The 18317-nt window shown below is 67.2% G+C and carries 14 protein-coding genes; 3 read left to right on the forward strand and 11 right to left on the reverse strand.

Annotated elements, in window-relative coordinates; genetic code table 11:
- Positions 1-44: 44 nt before the first annotated feature.
- The 5 genes from ntrX to dusB form a co-directional block, all read right to left on the reverse strand.
- Positions 45-1436: a nitrogen assimilation response regulator NtrX gene (ntrX, locus tag GDI_RS10810; protein ID WP_012226142.1), complete on the reverse strand. Its 1392-nt coding sequence runs from the start codon at positions 1434-1436 to the stop codon at positions 45-47.
- Positions 1426-3642 carry a sensor histidine kinase NtrY-like gene (locus tag GDI_RS10815; protein ID WP_012226143.1) on the reverse strand — a complete coding sequence of 739 codons (2217 nt, stop codon included), beginning with the start codon at positions 3640-3642 and terminating at the stop codon, positions 1426-1428. Before GDI_RS10815 ends, ntrX begins: the two co-directional genes overlap by 11 nt.
- A 70-nt stretch (positions 3643-3712) precedes the next feature.
- The gene (gene ntrC, locus GDI_RS10820; protein ID WP_012226144.1) at positions 3713-5161 is read right to left on the reverse strand and encodes a nitrogen regulation protein NR(I); all 1449 of its coding nucleotides are present in this window, start codon (positions 5159-5161) and stop codon (positions 3713-3715) included.
- A gap of 58 nt (positions 5162-5219) precedes the next feature.
- On the reverse strand, positions 5220-6329 hold the full coding sequence (locus tag GDI_RS10825) for a two-component system sensor histidine kinase NtrB (RefSeq protein WP_012226146.1): 1110 nt from the start codon (positions 6327-6329) through the stop codon (positions 5220-5222).
- 5 nt (positions 6330-6334) lie between these two features.
- Entirely contained in the window at positions 6335-7396 is a 1062-nt protein-coding gene (gene dusB, locus GDI_RS10830; RefSeq protein ID WP_012553154.1) for a tRNA dihydrouridine synthase DusB, read from the reverse strand.
- Positions 7397-7644: 248 nt separating this feature from the next.
- Here dusB and GDI_RS10835 point away from each other — a divergent pair, with 248 nt between their 5' ends.
- Both GDI_RS10835 and GDI_RS10840 read left to right on the forward strand, forming a co-directional pair.
- Positions 7645-8799 carry a bifunctional 2-C-methyl-D-erythritol 4-phosphate cytidylyltransferase/2-C-methyl-D-erythritol 2,4-cyclodiphosphate synthase gene (locus GDI_RS10835; protein ID WP_012226151.1) on the forward strand — a complete coding sequence of 385 codons (1155 nt, stop codon included), beginning with the start codon at positions 7645-7647 and terminating at the stop codon, positions 8797-8799.
- Positions 8800-8856: 57 nt separating this feature from the next.
- The gene (locus GDI_RS10840) at positions 8857-9849 is read left to right on the forward strand and encodes an IS481-like element ISGdi9 family transposase (RefSeq protein WP_012224956.1); all 993 of its coding nucleotides are present in this window, start codon (positions 8857-8859) and stop codon (positions 9847-9849) included.
- Positions 9850-9961: 112 nt separating this feature from the next.
- Here the strand turns inward: GDI_RS10840 and GDI_RS10845 are convergent, their stop codons facing one another.
- The 6 genes from GDI_RS10845 to GDI_RS10870 all read right to left on the reverse strand — a co-directional run bounded on the left by GDI_RS10845 (position 9962) and on the right by GDI_RS10870 (position 17396).
- Positions 9962-10174, reverse strand: coding sequence for a hypothetical protein (locus tag GDI_RS10845; protein WP_012226153.1), 213 nt, complete (start codon positions 10172-10174; stop codon positions 9962-9964).
- Positions 10175-10322: 148 nt separating this feature from the next.
- Positions 10323-11063 carry an ATP12 family chaperone protein gene (locus GDI_RS10850; protein WP_012226155.1) on the reverse strand — a complete coding sequence of 247 codons (741 nt, stop codon included), beginning with the start codon at positions 11061-11063 and terminating at the stop codon, positions 10323-10325.
- Entirely contained in the window at positions 11060-13516 is a 2457-nt protein-coding gene (locus tag GDI_RS10855; protein ID WP_041249399.1) for an AsmA family protein, read from the reverse strand. The genes GDI_RS10850 and GDI_RS10855 overlap by 4 nt, the downstream gene beginning before the upstream one ends.
- A 30-nt stretch (positions 13517-13546) precedes the next feature.
- Positions 13547-14524 (reverse strand): RluA family pseudouridine synthase, encoded by a 978-nt coding sequence (locus GDI_RS10860; RefSeq protein ID WP_012226160.1) that lies wholly within the window; start codon positions 14522-14524, stop codon positions 13547-13549.
- 76 nt (positions 14525-14600) lie between these two features.
- On the reverse strand, positions 14601-16733 hold the full coding sequence (locus tag GDI_RS10865) for an EAL domain-containing protein (RefSeq protein ID WP_012553158.1): 2133 nt from the start codon (positions 16731-16733) through the stop codon (positions 14601-14603).
- Positions 16734-16955: 222 nt separating this feature from the next.
- Complete coding sequence (locus tag GDI_RS10870) at positions 16956-17396, reverse strand: transposase (RefSeq protein WP_050935015.1); 441 nt, start codon at positions 17394-17396, stop codon at positions 16956-16958.
- A gap of 662 nt (positions 17397-18058) precedes the next feature.
- Here GDI_RS10870 and GDI_RS10875 point away from each other — a divergent pair.
- A complete protein-coding gene (locus GDI_RS10875; RefSeq protein ID WP_144880121.1) occupies positions 18059-18298 on the forward strand; it encodes a hypothetical protein in 240 nt (79 codons plus the stop codon).
- Positions 18299-18317: the final 19 nt, after the last annotated feature.

The raw sequence follows: 18317 nt of genomic DNA on the forward strand, positions 1-18317 counted from the left end.
GCGATTGCCCTTGTCTAGCAGGCCCTTCCCCGCGGGGCAAAACCTCATCCTGCGCCCCGCTCCTCCGACGTGACGCCCAACTGTTTCAACTTGCGGTGCAATGCGCTGCGTTCCATGCCGACGAAGCCGGCGGTACGGCTGATATTGCCGCCAAAACGCAGGAGCTGCGCCTGCAGATACTGGGTTTCGAACAGGTCCCGTGCCTCGCGCAGCGGCAGGCCCATCACGTCGGCGGCGGGATCAAATTTCAGCAATGCAGGTGCGCCCTGCCCCACCGACGGCGGCAGCATCTCGGCACGGATCAGGTCGGACCCGTTGCCCGGCATCATGATCAGCAGCCGTTCCATCAGGTTGCGCAGTTCCCGCGCGTTGCCCGGCCAGTCATAGCTTTGCAGCGCGGCGACGGCGTCGCCCGACAGGTCGCGCAGCGGCAGGCCCGCGTTTTCCGCCGCCCGGCGCAGGAACAGCCGCGCCAGGCCGGGAATGTCCTCGCGCCGTTCGCGCAGGCTGGGCACGCGCAGCGGCACCACCGCCAGGCGGTAATACAGGTCCTCGCGGAAGCGGCCGGCGGCGATCGCTTCCTGCAGGTCGCGATTGGTCGCGGCCAGCACGCGGACATCGACCTTGACCCGCGACGCCCCGCCCACGCGCTCGAAGCTCTGGTCCTGCAACGCGCGGACGATCTTGCCCTGGGTTTCGATCGGCATGTCCGAAACCTCGTCCAGCAGCAGGGTGCCGCCATGGGCGCGTTCCAGCACGCCGGTCCGGCGGCCGGTGCCGTCCGGCGCCCCCTCGATGCCGAACAGTTCCTCCTCGAACCGGCCGGGGGCCAGGGTGGCGCAGTTCAGGGCGATGAACGGCCCTTCGGCCCGGCGCGAGCGCGCGTGGATCATCCGCGCCGCGACCTCCTTGCCCGCCCCGGCGGCGCCGGAAATCAGCACGCGCGAGCCGCTGGGGGCCACGCGCTCGATCTGGTTGCGCACGCCCGCGATGACCGGGCTGTCGCCGTACAGCATCGCCTCGGGCCCCGCGCGCAGGCGCAGCTCGGCGTTTTCCCGGGCCAGGCGCGATGCCTCCAGCGCGCGGCGGACCACCAGCAGCAGCCGGTCGGACTGGAAGGGCTTTTCGATGAAGTCATAGGCGCCGTGCTGCAGCGCCGCGACCGCGGTTTCGATCGTGCCGTGGCCGGAGATCATGATGGTGGGAACGACCGGTTCCTCGCCCTGGATGGCCTGGAGGATTCCCAGGCCGTCGAGACGCGAGCCCTGGAGCCAGACATCCAGGATGACCAAAGACGGCCGGCGGGCCCGAAAGGCGCTGATTGCCGAATCCGAATCCCCTGCCAGGCGGGTCTCGTAGCCTTCGTCCCGAAGAATGCCCTCGACAAGCAGCCGGATGTCCGGCTCATCATCGACGATCAGGATTTCATGCCCCATGGTCGTCCTTTACAGGCAGTATCAAGATCGAAACCGCTCCCCTTGCGTCTGGCCGGTCCTCCAGACGGATGCTACCACCATGATCTTCCAGGATTTTCTTGACGATCGCCAGACCCAGGCCGGTTCCTTTCGGCTTGTGGGTCACATAGGGTTCGGTCAATCGCTGCCTGTCTTCTTCCGGCAGGCCGATCCCGTCGTCGGCCACCGTGAGGTGGGCCTCCGAACCTTCGATGTGCAAGACAATCCCGACGATGCCGGCCGGACCGGCCGGGCTGCATGCAGCATTCCCATCTTTTGGTACCATTGCAATGGCGTCGGCCGCATTCTGCAGCAAATTGGTCAGCGCCTGGACCATCAGCCGCCGGTCGCATGACACCACCGGCCCGTGTTCGGGCAGGTCGGTTTCGTAGCGGATCTCGGGGTGGGCGGCGCGTTGCAGGACCAGGGCCTCGCGCACGATGCGCGACAGGTCCTCGGGGCGGATGATCGGCTGCGGCATCCGCGCGAAGGCGGAAAATTCGTCCACCATGCGCCCGATATCGCCGACATGGCGCACGATCGTGTCCGCGCACTGGCTGAACGTTTCGGGATCCGACGTGATCTCGCGCAGGAAGCGCCGCTTCAGCCGTTCGGCCGCGAGCTGGATCGGCGTCAGGGGATTCTTGATCTCGTGCGCGATGCGTCGGGCGACGTCGGCCCAGGCGGCCTTGCGTTGCGCTGCCTGCAATGCCGTTATGTCGTCGAACGTCACGACATAGCCCTCGGCCTTGGCGCCACGGGTCTCGGCCCCGATCCGGACCAGCAGCGTGCAGGCCCGCGCGCCGCTGCCCACCTGGACCTCGCCGGTCCAGACCCGGTCGGAAGCCCGCGCCACCTCGTCCAGCATCGGATGGAATTCCGGCACCACGTCGACCAGGCGCCGGCCGATGGCCGCCGCCAGATCCTGCTGAAGCAGGGTGGCCGCCGCACGGTTGGGCAGTTCGATCACCTGCTGCGCGTCCAGGCCGATCACGCCCGCCGACACGCCCGACAGCACGGCTTCGGTAAAGCGGCGGCGTTCGTCGATCTGGTCGTAGGCGATCATCAGTTCCGAACGCTGGCTGGAAAGCTGGTCGGTCATGCGGTTGAAGGCACGCGACAGGCTGGACAGCTCATCGTCGCGCTCGCCCTCGGGGACGCGCACCTTCAGGTCGCCGTCGCTGATCCGTCCGGATGCCAGGATCAGCAGGCCCAGCGGCCGGACGATCTGGTTGGCCAGCACCAGGCCGATCAGGATCGCCGCGAACAGCACCAGAAGCCCCACCAGCGCGAAAATCAGCACGAAGGTGAACTGGATTTTCGAGCGGTTCCGGTTCAGCCGCTGGTAATCGGCCACCACATTTTCGGTCTTGTGCATGTGGTCGAGGATTTCGGGATCGACGGGGCGGGTGATCACCAGCATCAGCGGCGGCGTGTCGCCCAGCGAGATGACCGCCCGGACCGTCTTCTCGTCGGGCGAATCGAGAATGGCGATCTCGTTGGTGCGGGCCATCATGGTGGCCGAGGGCGGCGGCAGGGCCTGCATGTCGCCCGGGTGGCTCATCAGCCCGCCCGAGGCCACGATGTGGTTGGTCAGCGGGTCGTAGATCACCGCCTCGTTCAGGCCGCGCAGGGTGGCCTGCGAATCGAGGATCTGATCCAGGGCCTCGGGGTCGTGCATCAGGTCCGACCCCGACCCTTCCAGGCCGTTGGCCGCGCCGGCCAGGTAGTTGGCCAGCGAGAAGGCCTCGGTCCGGATATTGGCGTTATGTTCCTGCAGATAGCCGTGCGAGGCCTGCAGCGCCTCGTTCAGCGCGGTGTTCACCCGGTCGCTGAACCAGATCTGGATGCCGTAATGGAAGAACACCGTGGCGAAGCAGCCGACGACGATGGTGGGCGCCACCGCCACGATGCCGAACAGCGTGACCAGGCGCACATGCAGCCGCGCCCCGGCCAGGCCGCGCCGCCGTTCGGCCAGGACGCGACCCAGCCGTTCCGACAGCGCCAGGGCCAGCAGCAGCAGGACCAGGAAATTCAGTACGAAGATCAGCGCCTGGATGCGGGGGTAATGCGTCACCGACAGGCCGCCGGACAGCACCACGAAGGTCGCGACCCCGAAACACAGCGCCAGCGCGACCAGGGCGATGGTCACGTCGCGCCGCGCCAGCAGCCCGAACAGGCCGCGCATCAGCGGCGGCGCCGGAATCCGGGCGCGGGATGCCCTGGGTTCGGTCAATGGACGATCTCCCGCTTCACGGTCAGTTCGCGCCGCGAACGACAGGGATTTCCAGGTCGCGGATCTTCTTGCGCAGGGTGTTGCGGTTCAGCCCCAGCATCGCCGCCGCCTTGATCTGGTTGCCGCGGGTGGCCGCCAGGGTCATCTGGATCAGCGGCCGTTCGACCTCGGCGATCACGCGGTCATAGATGTCGTGCAGCGGCATGCCGTCCTGGCCCGAGGCCAGGAAATGGCGGATATGGCGGGCCACGGCGTCGGCCAGCGGTTCCTGCTCGCGCAGGTCCGGCGTATCGGCGCCCTGCTCGTGCAGCGTTTCGGCCAGTTCGGAATCGATCAGGTCGGCGGTGATCGTCTCCTGCGGGTACAGGGCCGCCAGCCGGCGCATCAGGTTTTCCAGTTCGCGCACATTGCCCGGCCAGCGGCTGGCCTGGAGCCGTTCCACCGCGCCGTCGTCCAGAATCTTGCCCGGCAGGCCGTCCTCGCGGCAGCGGTCCAGGAAGTGGCGGGCCAGCAGGGGGATGTCCTCGGCCCGCTCGCGCAGGGGCGGCAGGCGGATGGGCACCACGTTCAGGCGATAGAACAGGTCCTCGCGGAACGATCCGGTGCGGATCGCCTGGCGCAGGTCGCGATGGGTGGCGGCGATGATGCGGACATTCGCGCGGATCGGCTGGCGGCCGCCCACGGTGGTGAACTCGCCGTCCTGCAGCACGCGCAGCAGGCGCGTCTGGGCCTCGGGCGGCATGTCCCCGATCTCGTCCAGGAACAGGGTGCCCCCGGCGGCCTGTTCGAAGCGGCCGGGATTGCGGCTGGTGGCCCCGGTGAACGCGCCGCGCTCATGGCCGAACAGCTCGCTCTCGATCAGTTCGCGCGGGATCGCCGCCATGTTGACGGCGACGAAGGGCCCGCCGCGCCGGCGGCCGTAATCGTGCAGGGCGCGCGCCACCAGTTCCTTTCCGGTGCCGCTCTCGCCATTGATCATCACCGTCAGGTCCGACGTCGTCAGTCGCGCGATGATGCGATAGATGTCCTGCATCACCATCGACCGGCCGATCAGCGGCATGCGTTCGTCCGTATCGACCGGCGCGGGTTCGGCCAGGGCGCCGGCCGGCGACGCCAGCGCGCGCGCGACCACCGACAGCAGCTCCTTCAGGTCGAAGGGCTTGGGCAGGTACTCGAACGCGCCGCGCTGGGTCGCCTTGACGGCGGTCATCAGGGTGGATTGCGCGCTCATGACCACCACGCGCAGGTCGGGCCGGGCCCGCTTGATGCGCGGAATCAGGTCAAGGCCGTTTTCGTCGGGCATCACCACGTCGGTGATGACCAGGTCGCCCTCGCCCTCCTCGACCCATTGCCACAGGGTCGCGGCATGGGCGGTGACGCGCACCTGATAGCCCGCGCGCCCCAGCGCCTGGCTAAGGACGGTGCGGATGGAACGGTCGTCGTCGGCGACAAGGACGGTCGGCAGGGGCATGCGATAGGTCAGTCTCTTGAATCGGGGCTAAGGGCTGGGGGCGGCGTCCGGCCGGCGGTCAGGGAAGGGTCCTGCCTTCGGCCACCATGGGCAGGTGCAGGCGGACCTCGGTGCGGCCGGGGCGGCTGTCGATTTCGATCACGCCGCCATGGTCGTCGATGATCTTGCCCGCCAGGGCCAGTCCCAGGCCGCTTCCGCTGGTCTTCGTCGTCAGGAAGGGTTCGAACAGATGGGGCCGGATGCTGTCGGGAATGCCGGGCCCGGTATCGCGGACCGACACCACCAGCGGCAGTTCGACGCGATGTTCCATCCCCGGCACCGCCAGCCGCACCCCGTGCCGGTAGGACGTGCCGAGGGTGATTTCCCCCCCCTGCCCGTCCGATGCGATGGCCTCGGCCGCGTTCTTCACCAGGTTCAGCAGCACCTGCACCAACTGGTCGCGATTGCCCCAGACCGGCGGCAGCGAGGGATCGTAATCCTCGACGATCCGGATGTTGCCGGCGAATCCCTGCTCGGCCAGCATGCGCACGCGTTCGAGCACGCGATGAATGTTCACCGGGCGCCGTTCCAGCGGCTTGTCGCTGAACATTTCCATGCGCTCGACCAGGTCGCGTATCCGGTCGGCCTCGTCCCGGATCAGCACCGCCAGTTCCCGGTCGCCCTCGGCCACCGAGCTTTCCAGCAACTGCGCCGCCCCCCTGATGCCGGACAGGGGATTCTTGACCTCGTGCGCCAGGATGGCGGCCATGCCGGACACGCTGCGCGCCGCGGACCGGAAGGTCAGTTGCCGGTCGAGTTGCCGCGCCGCCGACGAATCGTGAAAGGTCAGCAGCACGGAATCCGGCTCATCGGGCAGTTGCGTGCCCTGCACGGTAATGCCCGTGCGGTGCAGCCGCGGCCCGTCCAGCGTCAGTTCATGTTCGGCGGTCGTCACCCCGTCGCGCCGCACCTGTTCGACCAGCAGGAAGATCGGATGGTCGGCCGCCAGGATTTCCGCCAGGTCCCGATGCATCAGTTGCTGGCGCGACGCGCCGAAGAACGGTTCGGCCGCGCTGTTGATGTAGCGGATATGATTGCCCGGCCCCACCAGGACCACCGGCATCGACATCGCGTCCAGCAGCGCGGCGCCATCCGGCTGCGGCATGTCGAGGGCCATGCCGGCCGCCATGGGTTTCAAGCCGCCTGGGCGGCATCCTGACCGCCCGCCGCCGTGCCGCGCCGCGCGCGGTGGGAACCGGCAGCGATGTGCCGGTCATAGAAGGCGGAGATCATCCCGATGGCCTCCTGGGCCTGGTCCACCCGGTTGATGGCGGCGCGGAATCCGGCCGAATCCGGCAGGCCGGCGGAATACCAGGCGACATGCTTGCGCGCCAGGCGCAGCCCGGGATGGGCGCCGAAATGCGACAGCATCATGTCGTAATGATCCAGCACGATCGCCTTTTCCGTCGCCAGGTCGGGGTCGGGCACGATGTCGCCGGTCGTCAGCGCCTGCGCGACCTGGGCCAGGAACCACGGCCGGCCATAGCAGCCGCGCCCGATCATCACCCCGTCCGCCCCCGACAGCGCCAGGGCCTGCCGCGCGTCGTCGACCGTCTGGATATCGCCGTTGACGATCACCGGCAGCGATACCGCGTCCTTCACCTGCCGGACGAAGGACCAGTCGGCGGTGCCGTTATAGAATTGCTGGCGCGTGCGGCCATGCACGGTGACCATGCGGATGCCCGTCTGTTCCGCGATGCGGGCCAGGGCCGGCGCGTTCAGGCTGGCATGGTCCCAGCCCATGCGCATCTTCAGCGTCACCGGCACGTCCACGGCCCGCACAACGGCATCCAGCAGCCGCGCGGCCAGGGCTTCGTCCCGCATCAGCGCCGAGCCCGCCTGCTGGCCGACCGCCACCTTCTTGACCGGGCAGCCGAAATTGATGTCGACCATGTCCGCGCCGCGATCGACCGCGATCCGCGCCGCCTGGGCCATGGCCTCGGGCTCGCAGCCGGCCAGCTGCACCGCGTTCGGGCCGTCATCATCGGCGACCTCGGCCATGCGCAGGGTGGCCTGGTTCTCCCGCACCATGGCCCACGAGGCGATCATTTCCGAAATGACCAGGCCCGCGCCCAGCCGCCGCGCCAGCCGGCGGAACGGCAGGTCCGTCACCCCGGACATCGGGGCGAGGATGACCGGGGTGCGCAGGACCACCCCCCCACCCAGATCGACGGGACGCAACATTTCGGACGACATGGACGGCATTACCCCCGTTGGGCTGTCAGATCCCGCGCCCGGCACACGGATGGGCGCCGGGATTGGGCGAATTTCCGGCATCTATGCCCAGGATTTAAGCAGAATACCCAATCTTCCGCTGTCACGCAATCGCGATGCGGCATTCCCCCAGGGGCGGAGCCACAAAACCGGGGGCGGAGCCGCAAAATACGGCATCCCCGCGCGTTCCAGCGCTTGACGGCGGGGAATCTCCGCCGCATTGCTCCGCCATGCGTGTTGCAGCCATTCTCCTTGCCGCAGGCGTGGGCCGACGTTTCAGCGCCACGACGGCATCCCCTGTCGCCAAGCAGTATCTGACGCTCGGCGGCCGGCCCATCATCCGCCATGCGGCGGATGCCCTGATCCCGCATGTCGACCTGCTTCAGCCGGTGGGCGATGCCCAGGCCCTGGCCGATGCGCTGCAGGGGCTGGATGTCCTGCCGCCGGTGGCGGGGGGCGAGACGCGGCAGGAAAGCGTCCGCGCCGGGCTGGAGGCGCTGGACCGCCTGCCCGAGTCCGCGCGGCCCGACCTGGTGCTGATCCATGACGGCGCCCGCCCCTATGTCCCCGGCGAGGTGACGCAGGCGGTGATCGCGGCGCTGGCGGCCCATCCCGGCGCCATTCCCGCCGTGCAGGTGGCCGATACGATCAAGCGCGGCAGGGACGGCGTGATTGCCGGCACCGTGCCGCGGGACGACCTGTTTCGCGCCCAGACGCCGCAGGGCTTCCGCTTCGCGCTGCTGCGCGACCTGCATCGCGGCGCCGCCGCGACGGACGCGACCGACGACGCGGCGCTGCTGGAGGCAGCCGGCCACACGGTCGCGCTGGTGCCCGGATCGGAAGACAATATCAAGCTGACCTACAAGGAGGATCTCATGCGCCTGGAACGCCTGATCGGTCCGACATTGCTGCCGCGCACCGGCATCGGCTACGACGTCCATGCGTTTGCCGAGAACCGCGCCCTGATCCTGTGCGGCATCACCGTGCCCCACGATCGCGGCCTGGCCGGGCATTCGGACGCCGATGTCGGTATCCATGCCCTGTGCGACGCGATCTATGGCGCGCTGGCCGAGGGCGATATCGGGCGCCATTTCCCGCCCAGCCAGAATCAGTGGAAGGACGCCGACAGCGCGCGCTTCCTGGTCCATGCCGGCGAGCGGATTCGCGCCCGGGGCGGCATGCTGGTGAATGCCGATGTCACGCTGATCTGCGAACGGCCGAAAATCGGCCCGCATTCCGAGGCGATGCGCCAGCGCCTGGCCGACCTGCTGCAGGTCGGGATCGACCGGATTTCCGTGAAGGCCACGACCTCCGAACGGCTGGGCTTCACCGGCCGCGAGGAAGGCATCGCCTGCACCGCCAGCGCCACGGTCCTGGTTCCCTAGATGTTTGGTCCCGGGATTTGGTGGTGCATTATTTTCACATGAGTGGAAGGATGCGCTATGGGCCAGGTTCACCACGGAAGCGCCACGACGACAGCGGCAGTCCGTCGAGCGATACAACATAGTCAAGAGAGCCTGAGGGTTCTGGCGAAACGCTACGGGATCAACCCGAAGACGGTCGCCAAATGGAAGGGGCGGACCGATACGTCGGATCGACGCACCGGTCCGAAGGTCGCATCCTCAACCATCCTGTCGACCGAAGAAGAAGCGATCGTTGTGGCCTTCCGTCGCCATACCCTGCTGCCTCTTGATGATTGCCTTTATGCGCTTCAGGCGACGATCCCGCATCTGACGCGATCTTCCCTGCACCGTTGTTTTCAGCGCCATGGGATCAGCCGCCTGCCCGAGACCGAAGGCGACAAACCAAAACGGTCGAAGTTCAAGAGTTATCCGATCGGCTATTTTCACATCGACATTGCTGAAGTCCGCACTGAAATGGGGCGCCTTTATCTTCTGGTGGCGATCGACCGGACCTCGAAATTCGCTTTTGTCCAATTGCACGAGAAAGCGACACGTCGCGTTGCCGGTGACTTCCTGCGTGCTCTGGCCGCTGCGGTTCCCTACCGCATCCATACCGTGCTGACCGATAACGGCACGCATTTTACCGATCCGGCCGGCAATGGATGGACACCCGAAGACATCAAGGCCATGCGGGCGGATGGTGTCCTGTTCCGGTGCCACTCTTTTGAACTGGCCTGTGCTGATCTCGATATCGAGCATCGACTGACAAAGCCGCGACATCCCTGGACGAATGGCCAGGTCGAGAGGATGAACCGCACGATCAAGGACGCCACCGTCAAGCGCTTCTACTACGAAACACATGACCAGTTGCGTCAACACCTCGCCGACTTCGTTACCGCCTACAATTTCGCCCGCAGGCTCAAGACCCTGCGCGGCCTCACTCCATATGAATTCATTTGTCAGCAGTGGGAAAAAGAACCATCACGGTTCATACATAATCCGCACCACCAAATCCCGGGACAAAACACCTAGATATACTTGGCCCCGGATCGATCTGGCTGGAGACGGTCCCGCGCCCGTCTCCCGGACTTCAGCGCGCACGGCCGTCAGACATGACGACCGCGGGGCTGTTTTCGGACGGTGATTAACCGTCGATGGCCATAAGGACCACGATGACCGGCACGATGGCCAGCAGGGCCCATGCCCCCATGGCGCAGGTCGCGACCCAGTGGCCCAGCCTCTGCTTCATGCGGCGCGACGTCTGCGGCCGGTCCCTGCTGGCCGCAATGTCCTGCCACGGGTCACGCTCGGCAAAGCCGGACGGTTCGGATAGCGGCCGCCAATCGATCGAGGCCATGGGACTCTCCTGTGTCGCCAGTTTCGCTCCTCGTCCCTTCTACAGCGAAGACCTGTAACGAAGTGTTCGGCTCGGTATCGGAACGCAAGATCCGATGTGCCGTTGCATTATGGCGGATCGATGACAGGGCGCGCGCCGTCAGGCGCCTCTATGACTCATTCACCAGGCGCAGGAATGTTTCGGCATCGCGAACGTCCCGCTCCAGCCGGGACAGGCGTTCGGCCTGCTGGGCGTCGTGGCCCCACAATTCCATCTGGGTCCGCTCGTCCAGCGTGGCGCAGGCGGTGGCCTGTTCCGCCGTCAGCCGTCCCTCGGCCAGGGCCAGGCCCAGGACCAGGCTTCCCAGCGCCGGCACCGCGACACCCAGCGCCGCCAGCGCCCCGTCGGACAGGGCATCCAGCACCGCGCGCACGGCGCCGAGGGCCTCTTCCGACTGAGCGATCGGCATCACGCCCTCGGTCACCGTCAGGCTGATGCCGTACCGGACGCGCAGCCAGTCCAGCCACGGGTCCCATTCCTGCCGCTGCCGTTCGACCAGCAGCGCCGGCGTGCGGACGCGGTAGCAGAGCAGGTCGCCCCCGGCATAGCCGGCCAGCACCGCGACGGTGGCGGACCGGTCCGGGGCGATTCGCTCCAGCATCGTGCCCGCGATGCGCGTCAGCGGCAGGTCGGCCGGGGTGAAAACACCCCCCTTGGACCCGCCCGCCGCCTGCCATTCCGCCGCCAGCGCCGTCGCCAGGGCGGCGCTTCGCACGCACAGCGCCGTGCCGCCGGGCAGGCGCACGGTCCGGCCGTCCAGCAGGACGGCGAATCCGTCCGGCAGCGTTTCGACCGTGGCCTGGTCCCAGAAGCGCTTGCGGGCGTCGTCCCGCGCCGGATCGCCGCTCATCGGAACAGTCCCAGGCCGCGCAGCATGTCCATGACCTTTGGCGCCTTGGCCTTGGGCGCGGCCCCGGGGGCCGGGCCGGGCTGGCCCTCGCGCGCCGCCTGCAATGCGGCGGGGCATGGATCGGCGATGCCGGAGGACGGGCCGATGGTCAGGACGAACCGCCGCCCGGCACCTGCCGGGTCCAGGCGCGGCTGCGGCGCCTGGATCGTGCCGCCGATCTCGACCGGCATCGCCGCCCCGGTCGAGCCGATCAGCAGTTGCGGAACCAGATGCAGGTCCAGGTCCTGCCGGACCAGTCCGACCGTTCCATGCCCGGTGACCGACAGGCGGCGGGTCTGCATGCCGATCGTATCCAGCGTGGCCTGGCCGCCGCCCAGCGCCATATGCACCCCGAAGCAGCGCAGCCCGCCCAGGGCGTCCTGCGCCGCGCCGGCCGCACCCGGACCCAGCAGGCGGCCCAGGGCCGCACCGTCGATCTGCCCGTTGACCAGCGACAGGCCCAGATGGCCGGCCAGCGCGGACCGTAGCGCCGCGCGCGTCGTCCCCTGCGTGTCCAGGACGCCGACCATCTGCAACGCGCCATGCACCGACGCGGGGATACCGGCCTGAGCCGCCACCCATTCGGCCGGCAGGACCAGCGATCCCACGCTGGCCGAAAGACGCGGCACGTCGCCCGACGCATCGACCGTGATCGTACCGTTCAGGTGGCGGCCCGCGCCGTCCGCGCGCAGCGGGTCGATCACCAGCCGGCCGCCGCGCAGCAGCACGTGCGCCAGCGCGTCATGATAATCGTCGCCGTTCAGCCGAAGCTGCGACGCCGCGAGATCGAGGTCGATATTCATCCGCCGCAGCCGGTCGAACGGCAGGACGGCGTCGGCCGGTGCCGGCGCTGGTGCCGGCGCGGCAGGGGCGGTCGTGTCCGGCGCCGGGGCCCGGGGCGTGGGGGCGGCGGCGTGCGGGGCCGTGATGTGCAGCGCGTCCAGGTCCAGCCTGTCGGCCCGTATCCGGCCGCCCAGCAGCGGAACGCCGCCCGTTCCGCCATGGCGGGTGAAATCCAGCCCGCCGGCCAGCGCCATCTGGGGTGGCATCACCCGCAGGCCCGACAGGCGAACGCTGTCCCCGCCCTGCATCGCGACATGGGCATCGGCGGTCAGATGGTCCAGAACCCGGTCGCCGGGCAGCGCCAGACGATCGGCGGCGACATGGAGATCCAGGTCGGACTGGCCGCCGCCGATGCTGCCGCCCCCGTGCAGGGCCGCCCCCGCGACGTCCCCGGACAGGTCCAGCGGCATGGGACTGCCCAGCCGGCTGCGCGCTGCCGCGATGGTTTCGGACAAGGTGCCCACCGTGCCATGCAGGTCGAACGGTCGCGCGCCGTACGTCCCGGCCGCCTGGATCGTCATGTGATCGGCCGGGGTCGGCGCGTCGATCGCCAGATGGTCCAGCCGCAGGGCCGGCACGACCTGGCCGGCATCGACCGGACCAGCCCGCAGATGCAGCATGCGCAGGCCGGGTTGCGGCGCGGCGTCGCCATCCGCCATGTCGACGATCCGGGCCGCGAGATCGACATTCCGCACATCCGGCAGGCCGGCATGCACGAACAGGCGGTTCAGCCCCGAAACCTGGCCCGCCGTGGCATGCAGCGTGACGTCATAGCCGCGCAGATGCGCCGGATCGGACAGCGCGCCGTCCAGCCCCAGGCTGCCGCCCGGCTGGCCGTCCAGCAGGAACGCCGCCTGGACCCGCACCTTCCACGGGTCGGAAGATGGCGTAACAAGGGGGCCGACCTGGCCCTGCATCGTGAAGCCGGCACCGGCATCCGCGGGGCGATGTCCCTGCACGTCGAAGGACGGCGCCGACCCCGTCAGCCCGTCCAGCGCCACACGATCCAGCGCGACCGTTCCCGTGCCATGGGCCTGCCGGTCATCCCAGGTCACGACGGCATCGCGCACCCGCACGCTGCCGATGCGCACCGCCCAGCGGGCAGAATGCGACGATCCGCCGGGGTTGGACGCGGCCGGTGCCGTGTCGGGCTGCGGATGCATCTGCCAGTTCGCCCGTCCGTCGGCCATCCGTTCGACCAGCAGGTCGGGGTGGGTCAGGCGCACGTCCTCCAGCCGGATTTCGTGATGCAGCAGCGGCAGGATGGCCAGCCGCGCATCCAGCCCGGTGGCGGTCAGCATGTCCGGTCGCGCCCCGCCCGCCATGTCCGACAGCGCAAGGTCGCGAACGGACACCGAGGGATAGGGCAGGATGCGCACGTCCAGCGTACCCACCCGCAGCACGCGCCCGGTCTGGCGCCAGACGGCCGCCACCGCCTGCTGGCGCAGGCTGGCGGGGTCGATCATGGCCCGCGCCGCCATGGTGGCGCTGCCTGCCACGAGCACGACCGCCGCCACCGATGCCAGCAGCCAGGCACGGCCCCGCCCCGAACGTGCCCCCGGTCCCGTCATGGGCTGTCCTCCGTTCCTGTCCGCCATCGTTCAGCCCCGTCGTGGCGGCTGGGTGGCCCCGGCACTGAAGCCCAGTTGCCGGAAGGTTTCACGCATGTGGGACGGCAGGTCGGCCGATACCACCAGCCGCCCGCCCGCCGGATGCGGCAGGTCCAGGGTGCGGGCGTGCAGGTGCAGCCGGTCGACGAAGCCCTCGGGGTGGGCGGTATCCCCGCCATATTTCGGATCGCCCAGGATCGGCGTGCCCAGGGCCTCGCAATGCACGCGAAGCTGATGCGTGCGCCCGGTCAGCGGCGACAGCGCCAGCCAGGACAGCTTGCGCCCGGCGGCATCCAGGACCTCGTATTCCGACAGGGCATGCGCGGCGTCGGCGTCCTTGCGCGAGGCGACCACCGTCAGCGCGCCGGGGCCGGCGCCCAGCCGGGCCAGCGGCTGGTCGATCACGCCCGAGGCCGGGCTGGGCCGCCCGACCACGATCGCCCAGTAGGTCTTGCGCACGTCCCGCCCGCGGAAGGATGCCGCCAGCTTCGCCGCCACGCCGGGGGTGCGCGCCAGCAGCAGCAGCCCGGACGTGTCGCGGTCGATCCGGTGTACCAGGCGCGGACGCGGGTCGTCGTCCTGGTCCTTCAGCCCGTCCAGCATGGCATCGACGTGATGGATGATCCCGGGACCGCCCTGCACCGGCAGACCGGCGGGCTTGTTCAGCACGATCACCTGGTCGTCGCTATAGATCACCATGCCGCGGATTTCGCGCACCAGCCGCTCGTCCAGCACCGGGCGGGGCGGCGGCGCGGGGCGCGACGCGCCGGGAATGGGCGGCACGCGCACCGCCTGGCCCGGCAGCAGGCGGGTGGAGGTTTCGGCGCGCTTGCCGTCCACGCGCACCTGCCCGGTACGGCACAGTTTCTGCAACGCCCCCTGGGTCAGGTGGGGGTAGTGGCGGCGGAACCAGCGATCCAGGCGGATATCGGCCTCGTCCTCGCTGACGGTCAGGGTCACAACACTCATGATCGAGGGCTTTCCCGCACTCTGGCCCAACTGTCCAGCGGTTGCGCGATTTCACCCGCGAATCGCCGGTCATCCGTCAGGACATGACGACGTCCCTGACGCCGAGGCGCTCGCGGATGGCGGCGACCGGTTCGGGCCGCCCCAGCAGGAAACCCTGCGCCTCGCTGCATCCCATGGCGTGCAGCCTCGCCCACTGTTCCTGGGTTTCCACGCCCTCGGCGGTGGTGGGAATGTCCATGCTCTGGGCCAGGCTGACAATGGCCTGGATGATGCCCGATGCGCTCTTTTCCGGCAATTCCTTGACGAAGGAACGATCGATCTTGATTTTCTGGAACGAGAACAGCCGCAGGTAGCTGAGGGCGGAATAGCCGGTTCCGAAATCGTCCAGGACGACGCTGCATCCCATGTCGGCGAGCTGTCGCAGGATGTCGCGGTTGACCGCGCTGTTCTGCACGAAGATATTTTCCGTGATCTCGACTTCCAGCCGGTGGGGCACGAGGCCCGCTTCCATCAGGGCCGACTGCACGATGGCCATGAACCGGGAATTGCGGAACTGGACCGGCGAAACATTGACGGCGACCTTGACGTGCGGCGGCCAGCAGACGGCCTCGCGGCACGCGGCACGCAGGACCCACTCGCCCAGTTCGTGGATCAGGCCGTTTTCCTCGGCCAGGCCGATGAACTGATCCGGCGGGATCATCCCGCGTACGGGGTGGTTCCAGCGCACCAGGGCCTCGCAGGCGGCGATCTGGTTGTCGGGCATGGTGTAAAGCGGCTGGAAATGCAGGCAGATCTGGCTGCTTCCGATGGCCGCGCGCAGCTCGTCGCCCAGCCGGGCCTTGTTGCGCATTTCGTAGCTGAGGCCGGCATCGAACGAATGAAAGCAGTTCCGCCCCAGCGCCTTGGCCTTGTACAGCGCGATATCGGCATGTTGCCGCAGCAGATCGGATGAACCCGCATCCGCCGGATAGGATGCCGATCCGATGCTGGCGCCGATCGCGACGTGCTGGCCGTCGATGACGTAGGGCCGGCTGATCGTCTCGACGATTTCACCCGCGCGATGGGCGAGTTCCTCCTTTTCCGGCACGTTGGGCCAGATGATGGCGAATTCGTCGCCGCCCAGGCGCGCGATCAGGTCGTCGGGACGGCTGCAGGCCCGCAAGCGGTCGGCCACCAGGCGAAGCAGGGCATCGCCCGCCGCGTGACCGTAGAGGTCGTTGACCGTCTTGAAATAATCCAGGTCGATGCACAATAGGATGGCCTCGTGCCCCGCCACGCACACGCCGTCGAGCCGCGCACCGAACAGGGCGCGGTTGGCCAGTCCGGTCAGCGGGTCGTAATGCGCCAGCCGTTCGACCTGCTGGCGGGCCTGCCGCCGTTCGGTGACGTCATCGGCCACGCACAGTTCCCAGCGCGCGTCGCCGCGTTCGTCCGCGATCGTGACGTAGCGCGTCGCGACCGCGCGCATGTCCCCCGCGCGGTTGCGCAGCAGGCTCTCGGAAACGCCCTCCCGCCGCGTGCCCTCGGGATGCACCAGGGCGTGGCCGATCTCGGTTTCGGTGAAGGCGTCGGCGGCGGTGTGCTCGACCAGTTCGCTCCGCTCGCGGCCGGTCATCAGTTCGGCCGCGCGGTTGATCAGGACCAGCCGGTCGTCGCGCACCGACCTGACCACGAGGGCCGAGGGGATATTTTCGACGATCGTATCCATGAACAGCTTGTCGCGCAGGATCTTCCTGTTCGCCTTGCGCAATTCCTCGGCCGTTTCATGCAGGTTCGCGGCGGACGCGACCGCATTGGAATGCGAGGCATTGATCAGGTCCAGGGCCGTTCCCGTGCCCAGATACCGCCCCCCGGCAACGACGATGTAGCCGCGCAGCACGTCCGACGACTGCGCCGTGATCGTCATGGACGTGAAATCCGTCGACGAGACCGCGGCATCCACGATCACGGGCCTGTCGTCCATAAGCAGGGCCACGGGGCGCCCGGCGAACAGCGCGTGCCCGAACTGCCCCGAAACCTTGGCGAAAAAGGCCTGCCGTTCCACCAGCCCGATCGGCGCGCCGCCTTCATCGACGACGGCGACCAGCATCAATTCCGGGTCGTCCCGGAACAGTTCGAAGATCCGTTCGCCCTTGTCCGACGGGCCAACGGTAGGGCCTGGCGTGGAAAGATCCCGCATCAAAAGGGATGACGAAGCGGAATGTTTCATTTCTGCTTCCCGCACAAGCCAGTTTCATCCACTCGTCTAAAAAAACAACACATTTATTTTATTAACGGTACGTATATGGCGATATCAATAGGCGGTTTGAATTTGAAAAAAATTTTGCGCCAAAATAAGTTTCATTAAAAATTTATTGTTAAATTCATTTGAATGAAACCCAGTTCAATCTGGTATTATTTCACACGGCTCGCCTGAGAGTATCCGTTGTGGTCAAGCGGCTTTTGGCGTCCAGAGGCGGTAATCCCGTACCCGTGCGTTGGCGGGCACGATAAGTTTTCGCATGACGGCGGCAATGGCGACTTTGGCGTGTTTTCCGATGGTGGTCAGTCGGTCATAGACCCGCCTGAGATAGGGGTTGAAGCGCATGGCGACGATGGCTGGCATGTAGCGTGCCTGCCGGAGGGCAGCCCTGCCGCCCTGAATGACACTTCTTCCCCGCCATGTTCCGGACGGGCGGGTGATCGGGGCGAGGCCGGCCAGCACGTCCCGGCGCCGAGACAAGTGCGGATTTTCTGCCACCAATGCCGCGATGGCGGCATCGAGAGAGGCGATCTGCACTTCGATCTGCCGCAAACGATGCCGGCCATGGCGTTTCAGTAAATCGATCGTCAGGCTTTTGAGGCGATTGATCGTTGCCGTCCGGTCTCGCATCAGGCTGCCGCGGGTTGACCTTGATCGTTGGCACGCTCAAGGGGGCCAGACGTTCCTTCAGCAGCCGGTGATACGGGCCAGTCGGCTCGAACACCACCCGCGCGACGGCCTTCATGTCGCCGATCCAGCGCTCCGATGCTCATGGCTCATAAGGCCACTCCGCTTCAGTGCTCGAAAACACACGACGGGCGCGACCTTCGGGCCGCTTTCGCTCGCCAGCCCACATTTTCAAACAGGCTCTTCCGATTGATACAGATCAAGGAAAAGAGATATCCCCACCTGTTATATACGTAGACAATAGGATGTTGCTGATTTGACACTGGGAAACAATTCTACTCTGCCGACCATACACATTCCGTTCAGAACGTTCTGCCCGGTCGCGTTTCTTTGCCGTGAAATTTAATCAGACCCAGGGGCAACTTTCCCGAAGATAAATATATTCGATACTCAATCGATAATATTTGTGTCCCTCGCCTTTTTTTATGAGAGACTCACTATTCAGGGCGACAAGATTCTTCCGTCTCGTTCGGGCCGCATTAGTCTTTTGGTAAAAATTTCCGGCATCATTCCACGATACGCTCCGTTCACCCGCGCACTGAAAGCTGGAGGTACGTATGCATCGAATTTTCAATTCTGTCTTCCCTGGCGGGTATCGTCCCCGGGTGCTGACGGAAATCGAGGCACGCGACCCGGTTGTCATCAAGGTCATCGTTGACGAACTGATAACCGAATTCCCCATCGCCGCCGATATCATCGCCGAAGTCCTGCTGCAGCATGATGCGTGGCTCGCCGCGATGGAATATCTCTGCGCCCCCGCTGACGAAACCGAGGTCAAGGCCGAGGCGCGGATGATCGACATGGAAAAAACCGTGCTGGTAACCGGCAGCAAGTCGCACGCGTAAGAAGAAACCGGGCAAGACG

This window comes from Gluconacetobacter diazotrophicus PA1 5, from assembly GCF_000067045.1.
GTDB classification, from domain to species: Bacteria; Pseudomonadota; Alphaproteobacteria; order Acetobacterales; family Acetobacteraceae; genus Gluconacetobacter; species Gluconacetobacter diazotrophicus.

Bases quoted from the DNA above. Each gene is read 5' to 3' on its own strand.
- ntrX (WP_012226142.1), bottom strand. From the start codon at position 1,436: ATGGGGCATGAAATCCTGATCGTCGATGATGAGCCGGACATCCGGCTG.
- GDI_RS10815 (WP_012226143.1), bottom strand. From the start codon at position 3,642: ATGCGCGGCCTGTTCGGGCTGCTGGCGCGGCGCGACGTGACCATCGCC.
- ntrC (WP_012226144.1), bottom strand. From the start codon at position 5,161: ATGCCCCTGCCGACCGTCCTTGTCGCCGACGACGACCGTTCCATCCGC.
- GDI_RS10825 (WP_012226146.1), bottom strand. From the start codon at position 6,329: ATGGCGGCCGGCATGGCCCTCGACATGCCGCAGCCGGATGGCGCCGCG.
- dusB (WP_012553154.1), bottom strand. From the start codon at position 7,396: ATGTCGTCCGAAATGTTGCGTCCCGTCGATCTGGGTGGGGGGGTGGTC.
- GDI_RS10835 (WP_012226151.1), top strand. From the start codon at position 7,645: ATGCGTGTTGCAGCCATTCTCCTTGCCGCAGGCGTGGGCCGACGTTTC.
- GDI_RS10840 (WP_012224956.1), top strand. From the start codon at position 8,857: ATGGGCCAGGTTCACCACGGAAGCGCCACGACGACAGCGGCAGTCCGT.
- GDI_RS10845 (WP_012226153.1), bottom strand. From the start codon at position 10,174: ATGGCCTCGATCGATTGGCGGCCGCTATCCGAACCGTCCGGCTTTGCC.
- GDI_RS10850 (WP_012226155.1), bottom strand. From the start codon at position 11,063: ATGAGCGGCGATCCGGCGCGGGACGACGCCCGCAAGCGCTTCTGGGAC.
- GDI_RS10855 (WP_041249399.1), bottom strand. From the start codon at position 13,516: ATGACGGGACCGGGGGCACGTTCGGGGCGGGGCCGTGCCTGGCTGCTG.
- GDI_RS10860 (WP_012226160.1), bottom strand. From the start codon at position 14,524: ATGAGTGTTGTGACCCTGACCGTCAGCGAGGACGAGGCCGATATCCGC.
- GDI_RS10865 (WP_012553158.1), bottom strand. From the start codon at position 16,733: ATGAAACATTCCGCTTCGTCATCCCTTTTGATGCGGGATCTTTCCACG.
- GDI_RS10870 (WP_050935015.1), bottom strand. From the start codon at position 17,396: ATGCGAGACCGGACGGCAACGATCAATCGCCTCAAAAGCCTGACGATC.